The following is a 23,392-nucleotide window of genomic DNA, read 5'->3' as shown; positions in this document are numbered from 1 at the left end:
GAAGGGTCTTGAAACGATGAGATGTATCCGTCTGGCGGCGGCGGTGGCGACCGCGTCGCTGCTGGCCGCGGGCGCTGTGACTCCGGCGGCCGGGGCCGGGGCCGATACCGGGACCGTGTCCACCGGGACCACGTCCAAGGCCAGTGCCAGTGCCAGTGCCAGTGCCAGTGCCACGGTACGGCTGATCACCGGTGACCGGGTGGTGGTCGGCACCGGCCCGGACGGGCAGCGGACCGCGTCCGTACGGCCGGGCCCCGGCCGCGCCGACGTCGTCTTCCGGACCGTCGAGGAGGGCGGGAGACTGAGCGTCCTGCCCTCCGACGCCCTCGGGCCGCTCGCCACGGGCACGCTCGACCGGCGGCTCTTCGATGTGACCGGGCTGCTCGACCAGGGGTACGACGAGGCCCGCACCGACGCCCTCCCGCTGATCGTCACCTCCGCCGCCGGGAACGCCCCGGGCTCCTCCCTCGACGCGCTGCGGGCGGCGGCCGGCGACCCGGCCGGATCCCGCGCGCTGGACAGCATCCACGCCCGGTCGCTGCGCATCGCCGGCGACGATCTCGGCGGCTTCTGGAAGAAGCTCGTCCCGGCCGGCGGCCCGGACGGCTCCGGCGGCTCGGCCCTCCGTACGGCGGGCGCCTCGAAGGTCTGGCTGGACGGACGGGTGAGCCCCAGTCTGGACCGCAGTACGACGCAGATCGGCGCGCCCGCCGTGTGGCAGGCCGGCTACCGGGGCCGGGGCGTCAAGGTGGCCGTCCTCGACACCGGGGCCGACGCCGCCCACCCCGATCTGGCGGGGCGGATCGCGCGGGCCGAGGACTTCTCCGGCAGCTCGGGCACCCATGACGCGTTCGGACACGGCACCCATGTCGCCGCGACGGTCGGCGGCACCGGCGCGGCCTCCGGCGGCAAGCGCGCGGGCGTGGCGCCCCAGGCCGAGCTGATGATCGGCAAGGTGCTCGGCGACGACGGTTACGGCAGCGAGTCGGACGTGATCGCCGGAATGGAGTGGGCCGCCGCCGCGGGCGCCAAGGTGATCAATATGAGCCTGGGCTCGGACGAAGCGAGCGACGGCACCGACCCGATGAGCCTCGCACTCGACGAACTGACCCGCACCAGCGGCGCCTTGTTCGTGGTGTCCGCCGGGAACAACGGCGCGCTGGGCGACCTCACCGTGGGCTCCCCCGGCGTGGCCGACGCGGCGCTCACCGTGGGCGCCGTCGACCGCGACGACTCGCTCGCCGCGTTCTCCAGCCGGGGCCCCCGTACCGGTGACCGCGCGGTGAAACCGGACCTCACCGCCCCCGGTACCGGCATCGTGGCCGCCCGCGCCTCGGGTACGACGATGGGCGAGGCCGTGGACCCGTACTACGTCGCCGCCTCCGGCACCTCGATGGCCGCGCCGCATGTGGCCGGAGCCGCGGCCCTGCTCGCGCAGCGGCACCCGGAGTGGACCGCCGAACGGCTCAAGGACACCCTCATCAGCACCGCCCGTACGGCGCCGGGCCTGCGGCCCACCGAGCAGGGCGGCGGCCGGGTCGATCTGCCGGCCGCCGTCAACGGGCCGGTGACCGCGACCGGCACCCGCTCGCTCGGCCCCTTCACGGCGGGTTCCCCCGCCGCCTCCGTTCCCACCGAGACCACCGTCCGCTACACCAACCACACCGCGTCCGCGCTCACCCTGCGCCTGGCGGTACGCCTCGCCACCGCCGGCGGCCGGGAGCTCACGGCCGGCGGGATACGGCTCGGCGCCGACACGGTCCGGATCGCCCCGGGCGCCACGGCCGAGGTGCCGCTGCGCGCCGACCCGTCGGTGGCGGTGCGCGGCGACTACTACGGGTATGTCACCGCGACCCCCACCACCGGCGGCGCGGCCGTCCACACCACCGTGGGCGTATCGGTACGGGGCCGGATCCACCGGCTCACCGTCCGCACCCTCGACCACGAGGGCCGTCCGGTCGGCGCGCTGCCGACGATCTGGGGCCCGGACGGCTTTGTCACCTACACCGGTACGGATCCTGCGGTCGCCGAGGTCGAGGAAGGCACGTACCAGCTCAGCCACACCGAACTCAGCAGCGCCCAGGACGGTGAGGAGCTGCGCGAGGTCGTCCTGCCGGAGGTGAAGGTCGCCAAGGACATGACCGTCACCCTCGACGCCCGCAGGACCACCGAGGTGGAGATCCGCACCCCGCGCCCCGCCGAACAGCGCGGCATCGTCAGCTACCAGACCTACCGGAAGCTGGACGGGCGCGGCCTGATCCAGGGCACGATGTACTTCGACCTGGCCAAGCGCCTCTACGTCAGCCCCACCGACCGGGTCACCGAGGGCACTTTCGAGTACGCCTCGCGGTGGCAGCTCGTCGCACCGCTGCTGGAGGCGCGGATCTCCGGCACGGCGGACGGGCTCAACCCCTACTATCTGGCCGATTCGCGGCTGTTCGCCGCGTCAGGGGCCCGGCTGACCGCCGTCGACGCCGGGGGCGGCTCCGCCCCCGACTTCCGGCCGTCCCGGGTGCGCGGAAAGCTCGCGGTCGTCCGGGACGAGGGCGACAACCACCGTGACACGGCCCGCGCCGCCGCCGCGTCGGGCGCCGCCGCGCTGATGATCGTCGCGGACGACGGGTACGCGTGGTCGCGGTGGCGGCCCACCGGGGAGCGCACCGCGATCCCGGTCGTCCGGGTGACCGCGTCAAAGGGCGCCGAACTGCTGGCCCGTGCCCACCGGCGGACGACCGCGGTCGACTTCTCCGGTACCGCGAACAGCCCTTATCTGTACGACGTGATGCAGGTCTCCGCCGGGCGGATTCCGGAGCGGGTCGTCCACACCGTCTCGGAGCGCAACAGCGCCGAGGTGCGGACCACGTACGCCCGCACCGGGGGAACGTCCTGGGCGAGCGAGCAGCGCTTCGGCCGCCGTCCGTACCAGGACTTCTTCTGGAACCAGTACAACCGGTTCGTCCAGACCGGCACGCTCCGCGCCGAGTACGTCAGCTCCGGCGACACCCAGTGGCAGCACGTGGTGAGCCACGAGCCCGCCGTGGACATCGACGCGCCGCTGATGACGGGCATGCGGGAGACGGTACGGACGTACGCGCCCGGCCGGCGGGCCGACGAGCGGTGGTTCGGCGCGGTGACCCGTCCCTCGATCCCGCGCGGCGCCGGGCTCGCGTCCGTACGGTCGGGGAACACGCTCTCGCTGCGCGTCCCCGGGTTCACCGACTCCGGGGCGGGCCACTACGAACGGTCCAGCGGCACGGACACCGGCTCCGCCGCCCTCTACCGGAACGGGAAGCGGACCGCTGTCGCCGCGAACGCCTGGACCGACCTCCCGGTCGCGCCGGGGAAGGCCGACTTCCGCCTCGATCTCTCCACGGCCCGCGGGTCCGGATCGGCCGCGTGGACGTACGGCACCCGGACGTCGACCTCGTGGTCCTTCCGCTCGGACACCACGGCGTCGGCCACCCCGCTGCCCCTGCTCCAGCTCGACTACGACGTGTACGCCGGTGCGGGCAACACGGTCGCTCTCCGGCGCGGGCAGCGGATGGAAGTGACGGTCCGTCACCAGGACGGTCTGGCCGCGCCGAAGGGCGTCACCGTCCGCACCGAGTTCTCCTTCAACGGCGGGAAGACCTGGACGAAACCGCGGAGCGCCCGGCCCCTGGGCCACAACCGCTTCACCGCTCCCGTCGAACGGCCGCGCGGAAAGGGCGCGTTGGTGACCCTGCGGGTCACGGCCCGGGACGCGGCGGGCAACACGGTGCGGCAGACGGTCGAACGCGCCTACCGGATCGGCGCGGCCCTCCCCGCCCCCTGGCACGGGAGGTAGCCCCCACCGTCCGTTGCCGCGAGTAACCGCCTTGGTGGATACGGAAGTTGACAGATACTTCCGTATCCACCTTTTTCCCGCGCACCGCGCGACCCACCGTGACCCGGGCACCGTGAGCCGGGCGTATAGTGCGGTTGCCCACGCCGGACACACTCCGTGCCGTCGCCCCGCACGCCGACGGCACAGAGTCACGGGCTCTCGTACGGCGGCTCCCGACAGGGGACCGGCCGCCGTCCGGAGGCCCGGCCGCGCGCATGGGCGCGGCGGCGCGGGGTGCCCGCAGGAGAACGGGCCGCCCGCGGGAAAGGGAACCACCATGCTTGAGGCAGCGGGTCTGACCACGGCGGAGGAGACCGTCTACCGGTATCTCGTCGCCGTACCGACGGCACCGGCGCGGGAGATCGCGGACCGGGCCGGCCTGACCCCGGCGCAGACCGGACACGCCCTGACGGCGCTCGTGGCCAAGGGGCTCGCCAGCGGAACGCGCGAGCTGCCGGGCGGCTTCGCCGCCACCCCGCCGGACGTCGCGCTGCTCCCCCGGCTGCAACAGGAGTCCGACGCCCTGGACCGGGCCCGTACGGCGGTCACCGATCTGCTGGAGACCTACCACCGCACCCGGCGCCGCCGGGATCCCGACCAGCTCATCGAGGTCATCACCGGGGCCGAGGCGCTGCGCCAGCATCTGCGGCAGATCCAGAACAGCGCCCGGCACGAGATGCTCTGGTTCTGCAAGGCGCAGTACGTCGCGATGCGGTCGGGCAGCAACGAGGCCGAGTTCGACGCCCTCGCCCGGGGCGTGCGCTACCGCGTCCTGTACGAGCGGGAGTTCTTCGACGACCCGGGTGCCGTCGACAACGTGGTGGCCGGTGTGCGCGCCGGGGAGGTGGCGCGGGCGGTCCCGCACCTGCCGCTGCGGCTGGCGGTCGCCGACCGGTCCATCGCGATCTGCCCGCTGGTCCCCGGCGGCCCCTCGGGCAGCTCCGAGGAGCCCACGACGGCCCTGGTCCGCGGCAGCAGTCTGCTCGACGCGCTGGTCGCCCTGTTCGAGCGGTACTGGGAGGACGCCGTTCCGCTGGACGTCGGTACGGACGGCGGCATGGAGGGCGGCATGGACGGCGGCTTGGAGGGCGGCGCCGATGGCAGCACGGCCGGCACCGGCCACGGCCGGCAGCTGACCGAGACGGACCGCCGGCTGCTGTCCCTCCTGGTCGCCGGCGTCACGGACAAGGCCGTCGCCAGTCAGCTGGGCCTCAGCCGGCGCACGGTGCAGCGCCGTATCCAGCGGATGATGGCGCTGGCGGGCGCGACCACCCGGATGCAGCTGGCCTGGCAGGCCGCCCGGCGCGGCTGGATGTAGCGGGTCCGTAGGCTGGAGCGTATGTACGCGGAACGGGTGTCACGGCTCGGCGGCGCGGTCGTCTGGACCCGGCCGCCGGTGGCCGGCGGCGGCGCGTCCGACGCGTACCCGGTGCTGCCCGACGGCTGTATGGATCTGCTCTGGATCGGCGGCCGGCTGCTCGTCGCCGGGCCCGACACCCGCGCGTACGCCCCCGAGGGGATCGCCGGCGTGTACTGCGCCGGGGTGCGCTTCGCGCCCGGGACGGCGCCCGCGCTGCTGGGCGTCCCTGCGCACGAGCTGCGCGACCGGCGGGTGGAGCTGGCCGACCTGTGGCCGGCGGCCCGGGTGCGCCGGCTCGCCGCCCGGGTGGCCGGGGCCCGCGACCTGGGCGGTGACCCGGGCGGCGACCCGGCGGGCGCCCTGGAGGCTCTCGCCCTGGAGCTGGCCGCCGGGGCGCCGCCGCCCGATCCGCTGCTGCGGGCCGTGGTCGGCGGGCTCGGAGCGGGCCGTACGGTCGCCGGGACCGCCGACGCGGTCGGGCTGAGCGCCCGGCAGCTGCACCGCCGCTCGCTGGACGCCTTCGGCTACGGGCCGAAGACGCTGGCGCGGATCCTGCGGCTCCAGCGCGCGCTGGCCCTCGTACGGGACGGTGTGCCGTACGCCGACGCCGCGCTCGGCACGGGCTGCGCCGACCAGGCGCACCTCGCCCGTGAGGTGCGCGAGCTGGCCGGGCTGACCCTCGGCGGTTACGCGGCGCTGGCGAAGAGCGAGACCTCGCAGCCGTCCGGGTCGAGCACGACCGCGTAGCGCTGTCCCCAGACGGCGTCCCACGGTTCGAGGTGGCTCCGGTACCCGGCCGCGACCAGCGCGTGGTGCGTGGCGTCGACCTCGGCGGGTCCGGCGCAGAGGAAGGCGAGCCCGATCCGCCCGCCGCCGCCCGCGGGCCGTGTCCAACCGGGATCGTAGGACCGTACGGTCTCCTCGGTGTCGAACAGGACCCGGAGCCCGCCGGGCAGGGTGGCCTCGGCGTGCGGCGCGGTGTCCGCCTCCGCCGGGAGGTCCAGGCCGAGGAGGCGGTAGAAGGCGAGCGAGGCGGCCATGTCGGCGACGATCAGGCCGAGCGCGTCGAGCCTCGGGACGGGGACGGAGGCGGGGGTCAGGGGTGCGGGGGTACGTGGTGCGGTGGTCATGTGTCCACCGTAGGGAGGCCCCCGGATCCGGTCTTGAAGGAATCGGACGTGGAGCAGGCGTACGGCCAAACCCCCGCCGGCCGTGAAAAACACCACAGCGTCTCGCCAGGCGAGACGAGTACGTCCATATAGTGGAAGACAGTGGACTGTCCCGAGATCTGCGTGCCACGCTTCCCACATGTCTACAGCTGGAATCGCCTTGGTGAGTCGACGGCACGTCGATCTCTGCCGCATGTCCAGCGCCATCTGTCCGGCGGGCTGAGAGTCCCAGCACCGCCGCGATTTCCTCGAATCTCTGTTCCTTGCCGCGCACCGCCACGCCCTTCGTGCGAGTGTGCGGTTCAGAGCCGCCCTCCCGCATGTCCGAAGGACGTATCCGCCATGGCCGCCACCCCGGATAGCCCGTCAGCCCCCAGCCCGCGCCGCAAGGTGAGCCGTCACCGCGGTGAGGGCCAGTGGGCCGTGGGGCACTTCACTCCGCTCAACGGCAACGAGCAGTTCAAGAAGGACGACGACGGGCTCAACGTCCGGGCGCGGATCGAGACGATCTACTCCAAGGCGGGGTTCGACTCGATCGACCCCAACGATCTCCGCGGCCGGATGCGCTGGTGGGGGCTGTACACCCAGCGCAAGCCCGGGATCGACGGCGGGAAGACCGCCGTGCTGGAGCCGGAGGAGCTGGACGACGAGTACTTCATGCTGCGGGTACGGATCGACGGCGGCCGGCTGACCAGCGGGCAGCTGCGCGTCATCGGCGAGATCTCGCAGGAGTTCGCGCGCGGCACCGCCGACCTCACCGACCGGCAGAACATCCAGTACCACTGGATCCGCATCGAGGACGTGCCGGAGATCTGGCGTCGCCTCGAAGAGGTCGGGCTCTCCACCACCGAGGCGTGCGGCGACACACCCCGCGTGATCCTCGGTTCGCCCGTCGCCGGCATCGCCGAGGACGAGATCATCGACGGCTCCCCCGCCATCGACGAGATCCAGCGCCGGATCATCGGCAACCCCGACTTCTCCAACCTGCCGCGCAAGTTCAAGTCGGCCATCTCCGGATCGCCGTCGCTGGACGTGGCGCACGAGATCAACGACATCGCGTTCGTCGGGGTGAACCACCCCGAGCACGGCCCCGGCTTCGATCTCTGGGTGGGCGGCGGGCTCTCCACCAACCCCAAGATCGGCCAGCGCCTCGGCGCGTGGGTGCCGCTGGACGAGGTGCCGGACATCTACACCGGGGTCATCTCGATCTTCCGCGACTACGGCTACCGCCGGCTGCGTACCCGCGCCCGGCTGAAGTTCCTGCTCGCCGACTGGGGCGCGGAGAAGTTCCGCCGGATCCTGGAGGACGAGTACCTGGAGCGCAAGCTGATCGACGGCCCGGCGCCCGAGCAGCCCGTCCACCGCTGGCGCGACCACGTCGGTGTGCACCGGCAGAAGGACGGCCGCTTCTACGTCGGCTTCGCGCCGCGCGTCGGCCGGGTCGACGGCCTCACCCTGACGAAGATCGCCGAGCTGGCCGCCGCACACGGCTCGGACCGGCTGCGTACCACCGCCGAGCAGAAGATGATCGTGCTCGATGTGACCGAGGACCAGGTCGCGTCGCTGACCGCCGGTCTTGAGGCGCTGGACCTGCGGGTCGAGCCGTCCCCGTTCCGCCGCGGCACCATGGCCTGCACCGGTATCGAGTTCTGCAAGCTGGCGATCGTGGAGACCAAGCTCCGCGGCGCCACGCTGATCGACGAACTGGAGCGCCGGATCCCGGAGTTCGACGAGCCGATCACCATCAACATCAACGGCTGCCCCAACGCCTGCGCCCGTATCCAGACCGCGGACATCGGTCTCAAGGGCCAGCTGATGCTGGACAAGGACGGCAACCAGGTCGAGGGCTTCCAGGTGCACCTGGGCGGCGCGCTCGGTCTTGAGGCCGGCTTCGGCCGCAAGGTCCGCGGGCTGAAGGTGACGTCCGAGGAGCTGCCCGACTACGTCGAGCGGGTCCTCGGCCGCTTCCAGAAGGAGCGCGAGGACGGCGAGCGCTTCGCCACCTGGGCCGCCCGCGCCACCGAGGAGGCGCTGTCATGAGCGAGCGCGCCGCCCCCTTCTACTGCCCCTACTGCGGCGACGAGGACCTGCGTCCGCACGAACAGGGCCACGGCGCCTGGGAATGCGCGGCATGCAACCGGGCCTTCCAGTTGAAGTTCCTCGGGCTGCTCGCCCGGGGGCTCCGGCAGGGTGATGGAGGGGAAGAGATATGACGGCACCGACCGAGACCGGTGATTTCCAGGATCTCGCCGAGCGCGCGGGCCGCGAGCTGGAGGAGGCCACCGCCCCGGAGATCCTCGCCTGGGCGACGGACACCTTCGGCGCGAGGTTCTGCGTGACCTCCTCGATGGAGGACGCGGTGGTCGCCCATCTCGCCTCCCGGGTACGGCCCGGGGTCGACGTGGTCTTCCTCGACACCGGCTACCACTTCCCCGAGACCATCGGCACCCGGGACGCCGTGGAGGCCGTGATGGACGTACGGCTCATCACGCTCACCCCCCGGCAGACCGTCGCGGAGCAGGACGCCGAGTACGGCCAGAAGCTGCACGACCGCGACCCCGACCTGTGCTGCGCCCTGCGCAAGGTCAAGCCCCTCGAAGAGGGCCTGACCGGCTACGACGCCTGGGCCACCGGGCTGCGCCGCGACGAGTCCCCCACCCGGGCGAACACCCCGGTCGTCGGCTGGGACGCGCGGCGCCGCAAGGTCAAGGTCTCGCCGATCGCCCGCTGGACCCAGGACGACGTCGAGGCGTACGTCGCCGAGCACGGCGTCCTCACCAACCCGCTGCTGACGGACGGCTACGCGTCCGTGGGCTGCGCGCCGTGCACCCGGCGGGTGCTGGCCGGCGAGGACGCGCGCGCCGGCCGCTGGGCGGGCCGGTCCAAGACCGAATGCGGGCTGCATTGATGACGGATCATCAGGAGGAATCCTTGAACGTGACGGAGCAGGGCGCCACCGTCTGGCTCACCGGTCTGCCCAGCGCCGGAAAGACCACGATCGCGAACGCGCTGGCCGACCGGCTCCGTACCGAAGGGCACCGCGTCGAGGTCCTCGACGGCGACGAGATCCGGGAGTTCCTCTCCGCGGGCCTCGGCTTCAGCCGCGCGGACCGGCACACCAATGTCGGGCGCATCGGCTTCGTCGCCGGGCTGCTCGCGGCCAACGGCGTCAAGGCGCTGGTGCCGGTCATCGCGCCGTACGCCGACAGCCGCGAGGCCGTACGGAAGCGCCACGGCGCGGCGGGCACCACGTATCTGGAGATCCATGTGGCCACCCCGGTCGAGGTGTGCTCCGTACGGGATGTGAAGGGGCTGTACGCCAAGCAGGCGGCCGGCGAACTCTCCGGGCTGACCGGGGTGGACGACCCCTACGAGGCCCCGGACGCGCCCGACCTGCGGATCGAGTCGCACACCCAGTCCGTCGGGGAGTCCGCCGACGCGCTCCACGCACTGCTCACCGAGAGGGGTCTCGCGTGACCACCACCGTAGCGACCGTCACCGAGGGCACGGACGCCCCGTACGCGCTGAGCCACCTCGACTCGCTGGAGTCGGAGGCGGTGCACATCTTCCGTGAGGTGGCGGGTGAGTTCGAGCGGCCGGTGATCCTCTTCTCCGGCGGCAAGGACTCCATCGTCATGCTGCATCTGGCGCTGAAGGCGTTCGCGCCCGCGCCGGTGCCGTTCACCCTGCTCCATGTGGACACCGGCCACAACTTCCCCGAGGTGCTGGAGTACCGCGACCGTACGGTGGCCCGGCACGGGCTGCGGCTGCACATCGCCTCCGTACAGGAGTACATCGACGCCGGGAAGCTGCGCGAGCGGCCCGACGGGACGCGCAATCCGCTCCAGACCGTGCCGCTGACGGAGAAGATCCAGGCCGAGCGGTTCGACGCGGTCTTCGGCGGCGGGCGGCGCGACGAGGAGAAGGCGCGCGCCAAGGAGCGGGTCTTCTCGCTGCGCGACGAGTTCTCCCAGTGGGACCCGCGCCGCCAGCGGCCCGAGCTGTGGCAGCTGTACAACGGCCGGCACGCGCCCGGCGAGCATGTCCGGGTCTTCCCGCTCTCCAACTGGACCGAGCTGGACGTCTGGCAGTACATCGCGCGGGAGGGCATCGAACTCCCGCAGATCTACTTTGCCCACGAGCGCGAGGTGTTCCGGCGCGCCGGGATGTGGCTGACCGCCGGCGAGTGGGGCGGTCCCAAGGAGGACGAGCCCGTCGAGAAGCGTCTTGTGCGCTACCGCACGGTCGGTGACATGTCCTGCACGGGCGCCGTCGACTCCGACGCCACCACCCTCGACGCGGTGATCACCGAGATCGCCGCCTCCCGGCTCACCGAGCGCGGTGCCACCCGCGCCGACGACAAGATGTCCGAGGCGGCGATGGAAGACCGCAAACGCGAAGGGTACTTCTAAGTGACCACCCTCACCGAGCACGCACACGAGCACGAGTACCCGCACACCCCCACGACCACGCTGCTGCGCTTCGCCACCGCCGGCTCCGTCGACGACGGCAAGTCCACGCTGGTGGGCCGGCTGCTGCACGACTCGAAGTCGGTCCTGACCGACCAGCTCGAAGCCGTCGAGCGCGCCTCGCTCAGCCGGGGCCAGGAGGCGCCCGACCTGGCGCTGCTCACGGACGGGCTGCGGGCCGAGCGCGAGCAGGGCATCACCATCGATGTCGCGTACCGCTACTTCGCCACGCCGAAGCGGCGGTTCATCCTGGCCGACACCCCGGGCCATGTGCAGTACACCCGGAACATGGTGACCGGCGCCTCCACCGCCGAACTCGCCGTCGTCCTGGTGGACGCGCGCAACGGGGTCGTCGAGCAGACCCGCAGGCACGCCGCCGTGGCCGCGCTGCTGCGCGTCCCGCACGTGGTCCTCGCCGTCAACAAGATGGACCTGGTCGACTACGCGGAGCCGGTCTTCGCCGCCATCGCCGAGGAGTTCACCGCGTACGCGGCCTCCCTCGGCGTCCCCGAGATCACCGCCATCCCGATCTCGGCGCTCGCCGGGGACAATGTCGTGGAGCCGTCCGCGCACATGGACTGGTACGGCGGCCCCACCGTCCTCGAGCACCTGGAGACGGTCCCGGTCAGCCACGATCTGACCGGCTGCCACGCCCGGCTGCCCGTGCAGTACGTGATCCGGCCGCAGAGCGCCGAGCACCCGGACTACCGGGGGTACGCGGGCCAGATCGCCGCCGGTACGCTCCGGGTCGGCGAGGCCGTGACCGTACTGCCGTCGGGCCGTACGTCGCGGATCGCCGCCATCGACCTGCTGGGCACGCCCGTCGACCTGGCGTGGACGCCGCAGTCCGTCACGGTGCTCCTCGACGACGACATCGACGTCTCGCGCGGCGATCTGATCGTGCCGTCGGGTGACGCGCCCGCGACCACCCAGGACATCGAGGCGACCGTCTGCCATGTCGCGGACCGGCCGCTGAGCGTGGGCCAGCGGGTGCTGCTGAAGCACACCACCCGCACGGTCAAGGCGATCGTCAAGGACATCCCGTCCCGGCTCACCCTGGACGATCTGTCCCAGCATCCGGCGCCGGGGCAGCTGGTCGCCAATGACATCGGCCGGGTCGTGGTCCGTACGGCGGAGCCGCTGGCGCTCGACGCGTACGCGGACTCACGGCGCACCGGATCGTTTCTGCTGATCGACCCCGCCGACGGGACGACGCTGACCGCCGGCATGGCGGGCGCGGCCTTCACCGACGGCACGGCCACCCCCGACGAGGCGCCCGCCCGGGCCGCCGACGACGAGGGCTGGGACTTCTGATGGCCATCGGTGTGTACGACATGTACGCGACGTTCGCGAAGGAGGGCGGCCGGGTGGGCAGCGGCGCCCTCGGCGCGGGCACGGGCGGGGTGGCGCGATGTGCGTGATGACGTACGCGCACCGCTCGCGCGCCCGCATCTCCCATCCGTCCCCGTCGCACCACCCGTACCACCTCTGTCGCCGAAGACCTGCCGCTCTCCCGGCCAAGCCCCCGGATCCGTATCCGAATCCGTAGCGGGCGCACGCGCCGGGCCAACGAGAGGAACCCCTCCCGTGCCTGCCTCCCGCACCTCCGGTATCTCCCGCACCACCAGGCGCCGCACGCTCGCCGCCGTCGCCGCACTCCCCGTGCTCACCCTCGCGCTCTCCTCCTGCGGCTACGGCTCGGAGAAGACGGAGTCGAGTGACGCCACCGAGGTCGCGGCAGGAGCGAAGAAGATCGACGGTCTCGACACCGTCAAGATCGGCTACTTCCCGAACCTGACCCACGCCACCGCCCTGGTCGGTATCCAGAACGGCCTGTTCCAGAAGGAGCTTGGCGGTACGAAGGTGGCAGGATCGACCTTCAACGCGGGCCCCTCGGAGATCGAGGCGCTCAACGCGGACAGCATCGACATCGGCTTCATCGGCCCCTCCCCCTCCATCAACGGCTACACGCAGACCGACGGCAAGAGCCTGCGGATCATCGGCGGTTCGGCCTCGGGCGGGGTGAAGCTCGTCGTCAACCCGGAGAAGATCAAGACCCTGGACGACGTCAAGGGCAAGCGGATCGCCACCCCCCAGCTCGGCAACACGCAGGACGTGGCGTTCCTCAACTGGATCGCGGAGAAGGGCTGGAAGGTCGACGCGCAGTCCGGCAAGGGCGATGTCTCCGTCGTCCGCACGGACAACAAGATCACTCCGGACGCCTACAAGTCCGGCTCCATCGACGGCGCGTGGGTGCCGGAGCCGACCGCGTCCAAGCTGGTCGCCGAGGGCGCCAAGGAGATCCTGGACGAGTCCACCCTGTGGCCCGACAAGAAGTTCGTGATCACGAACATCATCGTGTCGCAGAAGTTCCTCAAGGCGCACCCGGCCGTCGTCGAGGCCGTGCTGCGCGGTTCGGTGAAGACCAACGCGTGGATCAACTCCCACGAGGACGAGGCGAAGGCCGCCGCCAACAAGGCGCTGGAGAAGCTGTCCGGGAAGGCGCTGCCCGCCGATGTCCTGGACCCGGCGTGGAAGTCGCTGCGCTTCACCGACGACCCGCTGGCGGCGACGCTCCGGTCCGAGGCGGATCACGCGGTGGCGGCCGGACTGCTGAAGAAGCCCGACCTGAACGGGATCTACGACCTGGGGCCGCTGAACAAGGTGCTCAAGGAGGCCGGGGAGCCGGCGGTCTCGGACGCCGGTCTCGGCGTCAAGTGACCTGGTAAGCCCCGCGCGTAATCCCTGCGTCCGTCCGTTCTTCTCTTCCGTCCGTCCATCCGTTCCCAGGAGTCCCAGGAGGTGACGACCGTGGCATCCACCCTCGCCAAGGCCGCCGAGAGCACCCCGGCGGTGGACCACGCCGCCCGTATCGCGCATGTCTCGAAGTCGTTCGTGACACCGGCCGGGCAGCAGCTCGTGCTGGACGACATCACCCTCGATGTCGCGCCGGGCGAGTTCGTCACCCTCCTGGGAGCCTCGGGCTGCGGAAAGTCGACCCTGCTCAATCTGGTCGCCGGGCTCGACCGGCCGTCCGCCGGAACCATCGCGACCCCGGGCGGCCGGCCGGCCCTGATGTTCCAGGAGCACGCGCTGTTCCCGTGGCTGACAGCGGGCAAGAACATCGAACTGGCGCTGCGGCTGCGCGACGTGCCCAAGCAGGAGCGGCGCGACGAGGCGGAGCGGCTGCTCGGTCTCGTACGGCTGGAGGGCGCGTACGGCAAGCGGGTGCACGAGCTGTCCGGCGGGATGCGGCAGCGGGTGGCGCTGGCGCGCGCGCTCGCCCAGGACAGCAGTCTGCTGCTGATGGACGAGCCGTTCGCGGCGCTCGACGCGATCACCCGGGACGTGCTGCACGACGAGCTGACCCGGATCTGGCGCGAGACGCGGCTGTCGGTCCTCTTCGTCACGCACAACGTGCGGGAGGCGGTACGGCTCGCCGAGCGCGTCGTCCTGCTGTCGTCGCGGCCCGGCCGGGTCGCCCGTGAGTGGCGGGTCGACATCCCGCAGCCGCGCCGTATCGAGGACCCCGCGGTCGCGGAGCTGTCCGTCGAGATCACCGAAGAACTGCGTGGGGAGATCCGCCGCCATGGCCAGCACTGACACGAGCACGCAGCCCGGTCCCGAGACGAGCGCCGGGCCCGGCCCCGCCGCCGGACCGCCCGCACCGCACAACAGCGACATGGCCGGTCTGGAGGCCGGACTGGACGCGCTGGAGACCGTACAGACGGCGCGCACGCCGCTGCGCGAGACCCTGGTGCAGAAGGTCCTGCCGCCGGTCCTCGCCGTCGCGCTGGTGCTGGTGGTGTGGCAGGTCCTCGTCTGGGCGGAGGTGGCCCCCAGCTACAAGCTGCCGTCGCCGGACGCGGTGTGGGCGGAGCTGACGGACGCCTGGGCCAAGGGCACCCTGCTGGGCTTCATCTGGACCAGTGTGTCGCGCGGTCTGCTGGGCTTCGCGCTGGCGCTGGTGATCGGCACGCCGCTCGGGCTGCTGGTCGCCCGGGTGAAGTTCGTCCGCGCGGCCATCGGCCCGATCCTGTCCGGGCTCCAGTCGCTGCCGTCGGTGGCGTGGGTGCCGCCGGCCGTGATCTGGCTCGGTCTGAACGACTCGATGATGTACGCGGTGATCCTGCTCGGCGCGGTGCCGTCCATCGCCAACGGCCTGGTCTCCGGCATCGATCAGGTGCCGCCGCTCTTCCTGCGGGCCGGGCGGACGCTCGGCGCGACCGGGCTGCGGGGCACCTGGCATGTGGTGCTGCCGGCCGCGCTGCCCGGTTATCTGGCCGGGCTGAAGCAGGGCTGGGCGTTCTCGTGGCGCTCCCTGATGGCGGCGGAGATCATCGCGACCTCGCCCGATCTCGGCATGGGGCTCGGCCAGTTGCTGGAGAACGGCCGGACGAACGGCAGCATGTCGATGGTCTTCCTGGCGATCTTCCTGATCCTGATCGTCGGCATCGCCATCGACCTGCTGATCTTCAGCCCGCTGGAGCGCCGGGTGCTGCGTGGTCGCGGACTCCTGGTGAGAAGCTGACCGCCATGCGCCTCTTCGTCCCGCCGTCACCCCCAGGATCTCCCGCGCTCCTGGTGATCGCGCACGGCAGCCGTGACCCGCGGCACGCCGCGACGGTCCACGCGCTGGTGCGCCGGGTGCGCGCGCTGCGGCCCGGGCTGCGGGTGGCGACGGGGTTCCTGGACTTCGACAGCCCGTCGGTCTCCGGGCAGCTGGACCGGCTGGCGCGGGACGGCGTCCGGGACGTGGTGGCGCTGCCGCTGCTGCTGACCCGCGCCTTCCACGCCAAGGCGGACATTCCGGCCGTCCTGCGCGAGGCGTCGCGGCGCCATCCCGCGCTGCGGATCCGGCGGGCCGGGGTGCTCGGCCCGTCGCCGCTGCTGACCGACGCACTGGAACGGCGGCTGTACGAGGCCGGGCTGCGGCCCGGCGACAAGGGCTCGACCGGGGTCGTCCTGGCCGCGGCGGGCTCCTCCGACCCGGAGGCGATCGCGGTGATCGCCGACATCGCGCGGGAGTGGTGGCACACCGGTTGGTGCGCCGTGCGGCCCGCGTTCGCCTCCGCCTCCCTCCCCAGGACCGAGGACGCGGTACGTGCGCTGCGCGCCGAGGGCGTCCGGCGGATCGCGGTCGCGCCGTACGTCATCGCCCCCGGCCGCCTCCCTGACCGGATCGACGCGGGCGCGCGAGCGGCCGGCGCGGACATCCTGGCGGGGGTGCTGGGCCCGGCGCCGGAGCTGGCGCGGCTGCTGCTGCGCCGGTACGACGCGGCGTCGTCGCCCGCGGAACGCGGTACGCCCGGGAACGTGGTGGGTGTCCCCGGGCGCGCGGCCGGTCCGGTGCTGCCGGTCGGGTCCGGTCACGGAATGAACGGAACTAGCTGAGCAGGTACGCCTTCTCGATCGTCACGTCGTAGGCGTTGCCGCTCGTGTCGGTGACCTTCGCCTTGAGGGAGACCGAGGTGGCGGTCGTGGGGTGGGTCAGGGTGATGTGGTGCCTGCCGTCCGTGCCCGTGCCGTAGGTGACCGGTGTGTTGGTCCACACCTTGCCGCCGTCGTAGGAGACCTGGACGGTGAGCGACCCGAGGTTGTGCTGCGCCGGGCCCCGGACATGGAGCGGGAACGTGACGGTCTGGCCGGCCTTCGCGGTGCTGGTCAGATCCAGACTCGGCGTGAAGCGGACGATGTTGAGGGGCAGGTCCGCGGGGGTGCTGCCCGTGACCTCCTTCGAGGTGAACGTCCAGGCCGCCACGAGCCGGCTCGTGACCGTCGCGATCGACGCGGGGCGCGTCGACTCCATGGTTATCTTGTACGTGGCGGACTTGGCGGGAAGCTCGGTGATTACCCCGCACGCCGTACTCGGATCGTCGAGGACGGTCTTGCCGTCGATCGTGACCGTGGTGCGCTGTTTGGTGACCTCCGAGGTACCGCGGTGGCCGACCCCGTCGGTGAACTCGTCCACGCAGTAAAGCATGTCGTTGCCGAGCCGATCGCTGCCCTGGTACGCCACCTTCGGGCTGAACACACCGACATTGAAGGTTTCCCAGTACGACTTCCCCGCCTCGAAGGTCCTGGGGTCCGCGGATACCAGGTTGACGCCGAAGTCACCGTCGCCGTCCTGGTAGGCCCCGAGGTCCCAGGTCAGGTATTTGGGCGTGGTGAAGTAGGTCTTGGCCGTGGTGGGCAGGGCGAACGAGTCGGTCATCAGGCCGATGCCGTACGACCAGGCCCCTGTCGAATCGGACCAGCTCGGCAGGAGAGAGCCCGTACGGTTCTTGGCGGAGGAGCCGAACCTGGCGTTCACCAGGGCCAGTTCACTCAGGTCGGCCGTGTGGGTGAACCCCGTGTAGAACGAGCCGGTGCGGTTGTAGAGCAGGTTGTAGCTGGTGCTGCCCTTCTGCCAGAGGCCACCGACCTGCGCGTTCATCAGCGCCGTCGGGACCTGCGGGCCGACATGGCCGACACGCAGGCCGTCGAAGCTGTCCAGGTCCCAGATGCTGGCCCGAACCTGGCCACCCGCCTTCAGACCGAAGCTCACATACGCCTGCCGAAGCTTGGCGGAGGAGTCCGGCGCGGTGATGCTGATCGGCTTCGCCGTGCGGGCGTCGAAGGTGACGGTGGACTCCTCGATGACGTTCAGCTTCGGCTGGACCAGCCAGGCGCCGTCCCTGCCGGTCTCCACCATGGAGTTGAGCGTGTACGGGCCCTTCGGGAGCCGGACCTTGACGGTGCCGTTGCTGTCGGCCCACACATCCTGGGTGAAGCGGCCGTCGTGGCTGAATATCCAGGCCGACGACTCGGAGGGCTTGCCATTGTTGTCGATGAACTTCACCGTGATGTCGTACGACTCGACCTCGCGCTCGACCGCGAAGGTCGTACGGACGTTCTGGACGCCGTCGGTGGACCTGGCGACGACCGCACCGGTGAAGACACCGTCGGTGCTGCCGAGGTTGATGTTCGCCTTGAGCGGGACCTTTGTCCTGCCGCCGGCGGGGACGGTGACCTTCGTGGTGCCGAGGATGAAGAAGTCGTCCGCGACGTTCTTGCCGGCCGGACCGGCCACCTCCAGCGACAGATCGAGCGTGACGGGCACCGTCCCGCTGTTGCTGTACGTGATCTCTTTGGAGACGGGCAGGGCGTAGGTGTGCGGCCACCGGTGGATGCCGAAGTTCAGCCCGGCCTGCTCGCTGACGACGGTCTGGGTGATCGCCTTCGTCAGGTCGACGCGGCCCGCGCCCTGCTGGTACACGCTGAGTCCCGCGCCGGGCTTGGCCGAGGAGATCAGCGCCTGCTTGATGCGCTGGCCGGTCCAGTCGGGGTGCTGCTGGGCGAGGAGGGCGGCGGCGCCCGCGACATGCGGGGTCGCCATCGACGTACCGGAGTTGGCTATGTAGCCGTCGGCGGCCGTGCTCTCCTCCGTACTTGTGGTGGACTTCGCGGCGACGATGTCCACGCCGGGCGCGGTGATGTCCGGCTTCAGCGCCCCGTTGATCGTCGGACCCACGCTGGAGAAGTCGGCTATCCGGTCCTTGCTGTCCACCGCGCCCACCGTGAGCGCGGAGGTGGAACTGCCGGGCGAAGCGATCGTGTTCGCACGCGGACCATCGTTGCCGGCGGCGATGACGAAGAGGATGTCGTTCTCGGCGGACAGCTTCTTGACCGCCGCCTCCAGCGGGTCGGTCCCAGGGTGGTCGTCGTCGCCGAGGCTCAGGTTCGCGATCCGCGCGCCCTGGTCGACGGCCCACTGCATGCCCGCGATGACGCTGGAGTCGCTGCCTTCGCCCTCGTCGTTGAGGACCTTGGCGTCGATGATCTTCGCGCCGGGCGCGACCCCGAGGTACTTCCAACCGGACTTGGCACCCGAACCCGCGATGATCGACGCGACATGCGTGCCGTGGCCGTCGTGGTCGGCGGTGTTGCCCGAGCCCGAGAAGTCCTTCCGGGCGATCGAGACACCCCTGAGGTCGGGGTGCGTGTGGTCGACGCCGGTGTCCAGGACGGCGACCTTCACGCCCACACCGGCGTAACCGGCCTGCCAGGCCGTCGGCGCGCCGATCTGCGCCACGCTCTTGTCCAGCAGCGCCTTGCGCTTCCCATCCAGCCACACCCGCTCGATACCGGGGGCCGTCTCACGGCCCTCGTTCGGCGCGTCGGTGGGCTCGGTCAGCGCGTCCCAGACGTCGGCCGCCTCCTCCTTGGGCGCGGTGAACGCCTCGCCGCCGATCGCCGGCAGCGTACGGCGTACCGAGACGTCCGCCTCGGCGATGGCCGCCTTGGCCTCCGCCTTCCGGCCCGCGTTCTTCTCGTACGAGACGATCAGCGGGAGCGAGGCCCGCCGCTCGTCGTCGTACCCGGCCTTCCGCAGGCTCGTGACGTTGAACAGCCGCCGGTCCAGCTTCCCCTGGACCACCAGTGGAGCGGCGTCCGCCGGCAGGACGTACACCTCGTCCCCGACGGTCCTGATGTTCATCCGCGTGCCCTCGCGGCCCTTGCCGGGCTGCACCCGCGCCACCCGGCCCTTGCCGTCCATCAGGACCTGGTCACCGGTGATCAGGGTGACGGAACCACCGGCCTCCGCCTGCCGCCCCTTCACTCCGAGTGCCTCGGCATCGCCGGTCCCCGACGCGGTGGCGGTGTTCACGGTGGCACCCGATATGAGCCCGGCCGTCAGCAGGGCGGCCACCATGGCCGCACCCGCTCTCCTTCTGTGAGTACGCAACACATCCCCAACTGTTTAAGCACTGACCCGAACAGAGCTGGCAGAGACGAAGAACCCGCCGGCAACGACCGGAACCCGCGGTGCGCAGCACGCACAACTCGCTGTCTTGCGGGCGGAGTTGGTGTGAATCCCGGCCCTCGGCGTGAACTTCTGCGGGTAAGAGGGGCATGCACGCGGATCGGTTCTCCCGAGCGAGCACTTTCTCGCTACTCGTCCAGGCGGCGCAGCAGCCAGTCCGGCATGACGTCCGCCTCGGTGATGGGCGGCCCGAACTCGTAGTCGTGGCGGCCCACATGGCCCTCCGGGAGGCTGCACGCCTGTTCCGACACGGCGCCCGCCAGGAACTTGGCGGGGCAGGAGTCGAGGCGCAGCAGCTCGCGTTCGGAGCCGTACTCGTTCCCCTGCGGCCAGCGCGCCCACATGACCCACGGCGGCTCGGTCTCCGTTCCGCGCACGCACTGGGCGATCACATGGTGCAGCCCCGTGTGGCCCTCCTCCAGCGCGCACCACAGGGCCTGTTCTGCGGTGAACCCGCCCTCAAGCTCGTCGAGCGCGGCCATCTCCCCGTCGAGGAAGACGATCCGCGCCGGACACGACACCCGACGAATCGACATTGTTCCGTCACCTCCGAGGTGCCAGTGTCGTGCCGGGGCGCGAAGCCCGACAGCCCTTGGGGTGGGCTTCACTCCAAGGAGCGGTTGTGGCCCGGAAAAGGGTTCCGGAGCGCCCGGCCGCGCTATCCCCGGCCGCGCTGTCCCCCGTCCGCGTTATCCGTCGATGAGCGCGGTCAGTTCGGCGACGGTCAGGGAACCCGCCGGACGGCGCTCGCGGGCGAAGGCGTCGGCGAGGCGTCCGAGTGTCTCGTTGACCGGGGTGGGGACGCCGTGGAGGCGGCCGAGGAGCACGATCTCGCCGTTGAGGTAGTCCGCCTCGATCGTGCCCGTCCCCCGGACGAGGCTCTGCCAGGACGACCCGCCGCCGTGCCCACCGCCGTGCCCGCCGCCGGTGGCCGGGTCGATGGCCATCCGGCCGTTCCTGGCCTCTGCCTGCTCCTCGTCGCCGGTGTACGGAATGCCGGCGGCGGCGAGCACGGCGCGGCCCTCGGCCTTCGCGCGCCCGACGAGATCGGCGGCCTCGTCGCCGGCCGGGCCGGTGAGGGCGTCCACCGCGTTGACGAGGTTGGCCACGAGCTTGGCGTACTTCCAGCGCATGACGTCCGGCACGACGGGGGCGAGGAGCCGTCCCTTCTCCAGGTCCGCCGCGATGGCGTGCGCGGTCGCGTCGGTGCCCGCGGGGTAGCGGCCGAGGTGCAGCATGCCGGTGTACGGGGCGCACGGCGCGACGACCGTGCCGGGCTCGACATGGGTCGCGGGCAGCCAGACGCACATGCCGTACACGCGCCGGAAGCGGCGCAGGGCGAGGCGCTCGCTCTCGACGCCGTTCTGCGCGCAGACGAGCGGCAGCAACTCCCCGGCGGTGCCGCCCGTACCGGCGCCTTCGACGGCCCGTACGGGCTGCGCGGACCAGGCGTCCAGCGCCGCCACGCTGTCCTGGGTCTTCACGGCGAGCAGCAGGACGTCGTCGCTCCGCAGGTCCAGCGCCTCGGGCCGGTCGACCACCGGAAGCCGGTGCGTCCGGGTGCCCTCGGGCGTGGTGAACGTCAGCCCGTGCTCGCGCAGCGCGGTGTGGTGCGCGCCGCGCGCGACGAGCACCACGTCCTGCCCGGCCTCCGCGAGCCGGCCCCCGATGGCACCGCCGACCGCGCCGGCTCCGATGATGACGTACCGCATCGTGACTCCGTCCCCGTGCCTCTGTTCGATACGGACAGCGGATATCGAGCGTAGTGCGTGCCCCTCAGGATCGGTCCGCCCGGTCCCGAGACACCGGGACCGGGTCAGCGCGTGCTTCGGCCGTCCGCCACACCGAACTCCGGTGTGCCCGACGCCCGTCGGTGGCCTCGGCGTCAGCCACTGGTCAGCTCCACCAGTTTGCGGACGGTGTTCCAGTTGCGGCTGGTGGCCGTCGTGCCCCTGAAGAGGGCCGGGCGGGCCAGTGCCTCGGCCAGTTTGGAGCGGCCCAGGCCGTCCGGGGCGTACAGGTACAGTGCCCGGTCGCCGAGCCGGAACTCCTCGGGCAGATAGGCCGCCGGGTCGAGTGACGCGAGCCGTTCCGGGGCGACCGGTGCGGAGAAGAAGGTGCAGTGGAGCTGTCTGCCCTCCAGCCGGTCCGCGGGGAACGGGCACGCGTCGGCCACCGCCCGCAGATACGCGGCGTCGCGCACCAGACAGTCGACGGTGAACCCGAAGCGCTCCTCGATGGCCCCCTCCAGCGCGGTTGCCAGGCCCTGTTCGTCGGTGGACGCGCTGGTGAAGACGGCGTTGCCGCTCTGGAGGTACGTACGGACCGCGCCGTGGCCCAGTGCGGTGAGCAGGTCCCGCAGCTCGGCCATCGGGACCCGCTTGTGGCCGCTCACATTGATGCCGCGCAGGAGCGCCGCGTAGGACGTCGTCGTGGTCGTCGTGGTCGTCGTGCTCATGAGGTCACGATAGGAGTCCCCACTGACAACGCCTCCTCGATGAGGTCGGCGGCCCGGCGTGTGCCGCCCTCCGCCGCCATCTCCCGCTGGATCTCCCCGAGCCGCGCCGCCACCGACGAGTCGGCGGCCAGCGCGAGGACCGCCTCCCGCAGCGCCTCGGGGGTGGCGTCCGCCGTGTCGATCCTGCGGGCGACGCCGAGCGAGGCGAGCATGTCGGCGTTGCCGAACTGGTCGGCGGCCTGCGGGACGGCGACCATCGGGGTGGCCGTCGCGAGCCCCTCCTGGCTGCCGCCGGCGCCCGCGTGGGTGATGAAGGCGTCGGCCTGCCGGAGCACGGAGAGCTGCGGCACCCAGTCGGAGACCTCGATGTTCGCCGGGACCGGGCCCAGCTCGTCCCGCGTGACGCTCTTGCCGATCTGGAGCACGACATGCCAGCCGGGCAGCGCGCCGAACGCCTCGACGCACGCGCGGTAGAACGCCGGCTGCTTGGTGAACGCCGAGCCGAGCGAGACCAGCAGCACCTTCTCCGCGCCGGCGGGCCGCCGCCACTCCTCCTGGTCCCCGGGTTCGGCCCGGCAGGAGCCGACGAAGGTGACGACGGACTCGTCGACCAGGTCGGCGCGGTACTGGAGCACCCGGGGGATCAGGGCGAGCGTGCGGTCGCGGCGGCCGGTCAGGAAGTCGCGTTCCGTGCGGTCCATGCCGTTCTCCGCGAGCCAGCGCGCGAACCGTGCCCGGTACGCCCGGCCCCGCTCGGTCGCGTTCAGCTCTTCGAGCATCGGCTCACCGACCTCCTTCTCGTACCCGTCCCACGCGACCATGTGGGTGGAGAACTGGAGGAAGGGAACGCCCCAACGGTGGGCGAGGACGGGCGCCGGGAACGAGGTGGTGTCGCCGAGGACCAGCTCCGGCCGGTCGTCCTCGAACGCGTCGGCCAGCCGCGGCAGCGCCTGCACGGCGTCGGTCAGGAACGGCTCCAGGTTGTCGATCAGCTCCGTGCCCCAGGCCGACGGGTCGTCGTCCGGGGTCGGCAGCACCGTGGGGTACACCACCGGTTCGGCTCCGGTGGCCGCGATCTTCTCGGCGAAGATCGCGGGGATGGCGTAGCTGACCCGGTGACCCCGGGCGACCAGCTCGCGGATGATGTCGAGGCTCGGGTTCACATGGCCATGGGCGGCGATGCAGAACATGGCGATATGGGCACGCTTCGTCGCGGTCATGGCCGCGACGATAGGCGAGACGCAACGTCTCGTTCAATCGAATAT

Annotated in this window: 20 protein-coding genes; 14 read left to right on the top strand and 6 right to left on the bottom strand. The window is 71.7% G+C overall.

The annotated features are described in order from the left end of the window. Positions 1-16: 16 nt before the first annotated feature. The 3 genes from AB0389_RS11505 (at position 17) to AB0389_RS11495 (ending at position 5,972) form a co-directional block, all read left to right on the top strand. Positions 17-3,826, top strand: a complete 3,810-nt coding sequence (locus tag AB0389_RS11505; protein ID WP_366395133.1) for a S8 family serine peptidase — start codon at positions 17-19, stop codon at positions 3,824-3,826. 316 nt (positions 3,827-4,142) lie between these two features. Then, entirely contained in the window at positions 4,143-5,183 is a 1,041-nt protein-coding gene (locus AB0389_RS11500) for a winged helix-turn-helix transcriptional regulator (RefSeq protein WP_366395132.1), read from the top strand. Between the two features lie 21 nt (positions 5,184-5,204). After that, positions 5,205-5,972 carry a helix-turn-helix domain-containing protein gene (locus tag AB0389_RS11495; RefSeq protein ID WP_366395131.1) on the top strand — a complete coding sequence of 256 codons (768 nt, stop codon included), beginning with the start codon at positions 5,205-5,207 and terminating at the stop codon, positions 5,970-5,972. Here the strand turns inward: AB0389_RS11495 and AB0389_RS11490 are convergent. Then, a complete protein-coding gene (locus tag AB0389_RS11490; RefSeq protein ID WP_366395130.1) occupies positions 5,912-6,355 on the bottom strand; it encodes a VOC family protein in 444 nt (147 codons plus the stop codon). The two genes, AB0389_RS11495 and AB0389_RS11490, sit on opposite strands and share 61 nt — an antisense overlap. Positions 6,356-6,533: 178 nt before the next feature. Here AB0389_RS11490 and AB0389_RS11485 point away from each other — a divergent pair, with 178 nt between their 5' ends. From AB0389_RS11485 to AB0389_RS11435, 11 genes are all read left to right on the top strand, one after another. Then, entirely contained in the window at positions 6,534-6,617 is an 84-nt protein-coding gene (locus AB0389_RS11485; protein ID WP_366395272.1) for a putative leader peptide, read from the top strand. A gap of 119 nt (positions 6,618-6,736) precedes the next feature. Beyond that, positions 6,737-8,434 (top strand): nitrite/sulfite reductase, encoded by a 1,698-nt coding sequence (locus AB0389_RS11480; protein ID WP_366395129.1) that lies wholly within the window; start codon positions 6,737-6,739, stop codon positions 8,432-8,434. Beyond that, positions 8,431-8,607, top strand: coding sequence for a hypothetical protein (locus tag AB0389_RS11475; protein WP_366395128.1), 177 nt, complete (start codon positions 8,431-8,433; stop codon positions 8,605-8,607). The genes AB0389_RS11480 and AB0389_RS11475 overlap by 4 nt, the downstream gene beginning before the upstream one ends. After that, complete coding sequence (locus AB0389_RS11470; RefSeq protein ID WP_366395127.1) at positions 8,604-9,302, top strand: phosphoadenylyl-sulfate reductase; 699 nt, start codon at positions 8,604-8,606, stop codon at positions 9,300-9,302. The genes AB0389_RS11475 and AB0389_RS11470 overlap by 4 nt, the downstream gene beginning before the upstream one ends. Before the next feature lie 23 nt (positions 9,303-9,325). Continuing rightward, complete coding sequence (gene cysC, locus AB0389_RS11465) at positions 9,326-9,871, top strand: adenylyl-sulfate kinase (RefSeq protein ID WP_366395126.1); 546 nt, start codon at positions 9,326-9,328, stop codon at positions 9,869-9,871. Continuing rightward, positions 9,868-10,806, top strand: coding sequence for a sulfate adenylyltransferase subunit CysD (gene cysD, locus AB0389_RS11460; protein WP_366395125.1), 939 nt, complete (start codon positions 9,868-9,870; stop codon positions 10,804-10,806). The genes cysC and cysD overlap by 4 nt, the downstream gene beginning before the upstream one ends. Continuing rightward, a complete protein-coding gene (locus AB0389_RS11455) occupies positions 10,807-12,177 on the top strand; it encodes a GTP-binding protein (RefSeq protein WP_366395124.1) in 1,371 nt (456 codons plus the stop codon). A gap of 273 nt (positions 12,178-12,450) precedes the next feature. Continuing rightward, complete coding sequence (locus tag AB0389_RS11450; RefSeq protein ID WP_366395123.1) at positions 12,451-13,584, top strand: aliphatic sulfonate ABC transporter substrate-binding protein; 1,134 nt, start codon at positions 12,451-12,453, stop codon at positions 13,582-13,584. Between the two features lie 81 nt (positions 13,585-13,665). After that, on the top strand, positions 13,666-14,466 hold the full coding sequence (locus AB0389_RS11445; protein WP_366395122.1) for an ABC transporter ATP-binding protein: 801 nt from the start codon (positions 13,666-13,668) through the stop codon (positions 14,464-14,466). 79 nt (positions 14,467-14,545) lie between these two features. Next, positions 14,546-15,394: an ABC transporter permease gene (locus tag AB0389_RS11440; RefSeq protein WP_366395271.1), complete on the top strand. Its 849-nt coding sequence runs from the start codon at positions 14,546-14,548 to the stop codon at positions 15,392-15,394. A 5-nt stretch (positions 15,395-15,399) separates the two neighbouring features. Further along, entirely contained in the window at positions 15,400-16,257 is an 858-nt protein-coding gene (locus tag AB0389_RS11435; protein ID WP_366395121.1) for a sirohydrochlorin chelatase, read from the top strand. Here the strand turns inward: AB0389_RS11435 and AB0389_RS11430 are convergent. From AB0389_RS11430 to mgt, 5 genes are all read right to left on the bottom strand, one after another. Continuing rightward, positions 16,250-19,558 (bottom strand): S8 family peptidase, encoded by a 3,309-nt coding sequence (locus AB0389_RS11430; RefSeq protein WP_366395120.1) that lies wholly within the window; start codon positions 19,556-19,558, stop codon positions 16,250-16,252. The two genes, AB0389_RS11435 and AB0389_RS11430, sit on opposite strands and share 8 nt — an antisense overlap. Before the next feature lie 239 nt (positions 19,559-19,797). After that, positions 19,798-20,205, bottom strand: a complete 408-nt coding sequence (locus AB0389_RS11425; protein ID WP_366395119.1) for a hypothetical protein — start codon at positions 20,203-20,205, stop codon at positions 19,798-19,800. A 153-nt stretch (positions 20,206-20,358) separates the two neighbouring features. Then, positions 20,359-21,381, bottom strand: coding sequence for a 2-dehydropantoate 2-reductase N-terminal domain-containing protein (locus AB0389_RS11420; RefSeq protein WP_366395118.1), 1,023 nt, complete (start codon positions 21,379-21,381; stop codon positions 20,359-20,361). 173 nt (positions 21,382-21,554) lie between these two features. Beyond that, positions 21,555-22,127, bottom strand: coding sequence for a DUF1697 domain-containing protein (locus AB0389_RS11415; RefSeq protein WP_366395117.1), 573 nt, complete (start codon positions 22,125-22,127; stop codon positions 21,555-21,557). After that, on the bottom strand, positions 22,124-23,347 hold the full coding sequence (mgt, locus tag AB0389_RS11410) for a macrolide-inactivating glycosyltransferase (protein ID WP_366395116.1): 1,224 nt from the start codon (positions 23,345-23,347) through the stop codon (positions 22,124-22,126). Before mgt ends, AB0389_RS11415 begins: the two co-directional genes overlap by 4 nt. Positions 23,348-23,392 lie beyond the last annotated feature (45 nt).

Source organism: Streptomyces sp. NPDC093109 (assembly GCF_040701725.1).
In the GTDB taxonomy this organism is placed as follows: Bacteria; Actinomycetota; Actinomycetes; order Streptomycetales; family Streptomycetaceae; genus Streptomyces.
This window is presented reverse-complemented; position numbering and strand designations above follow the sequence as displayed.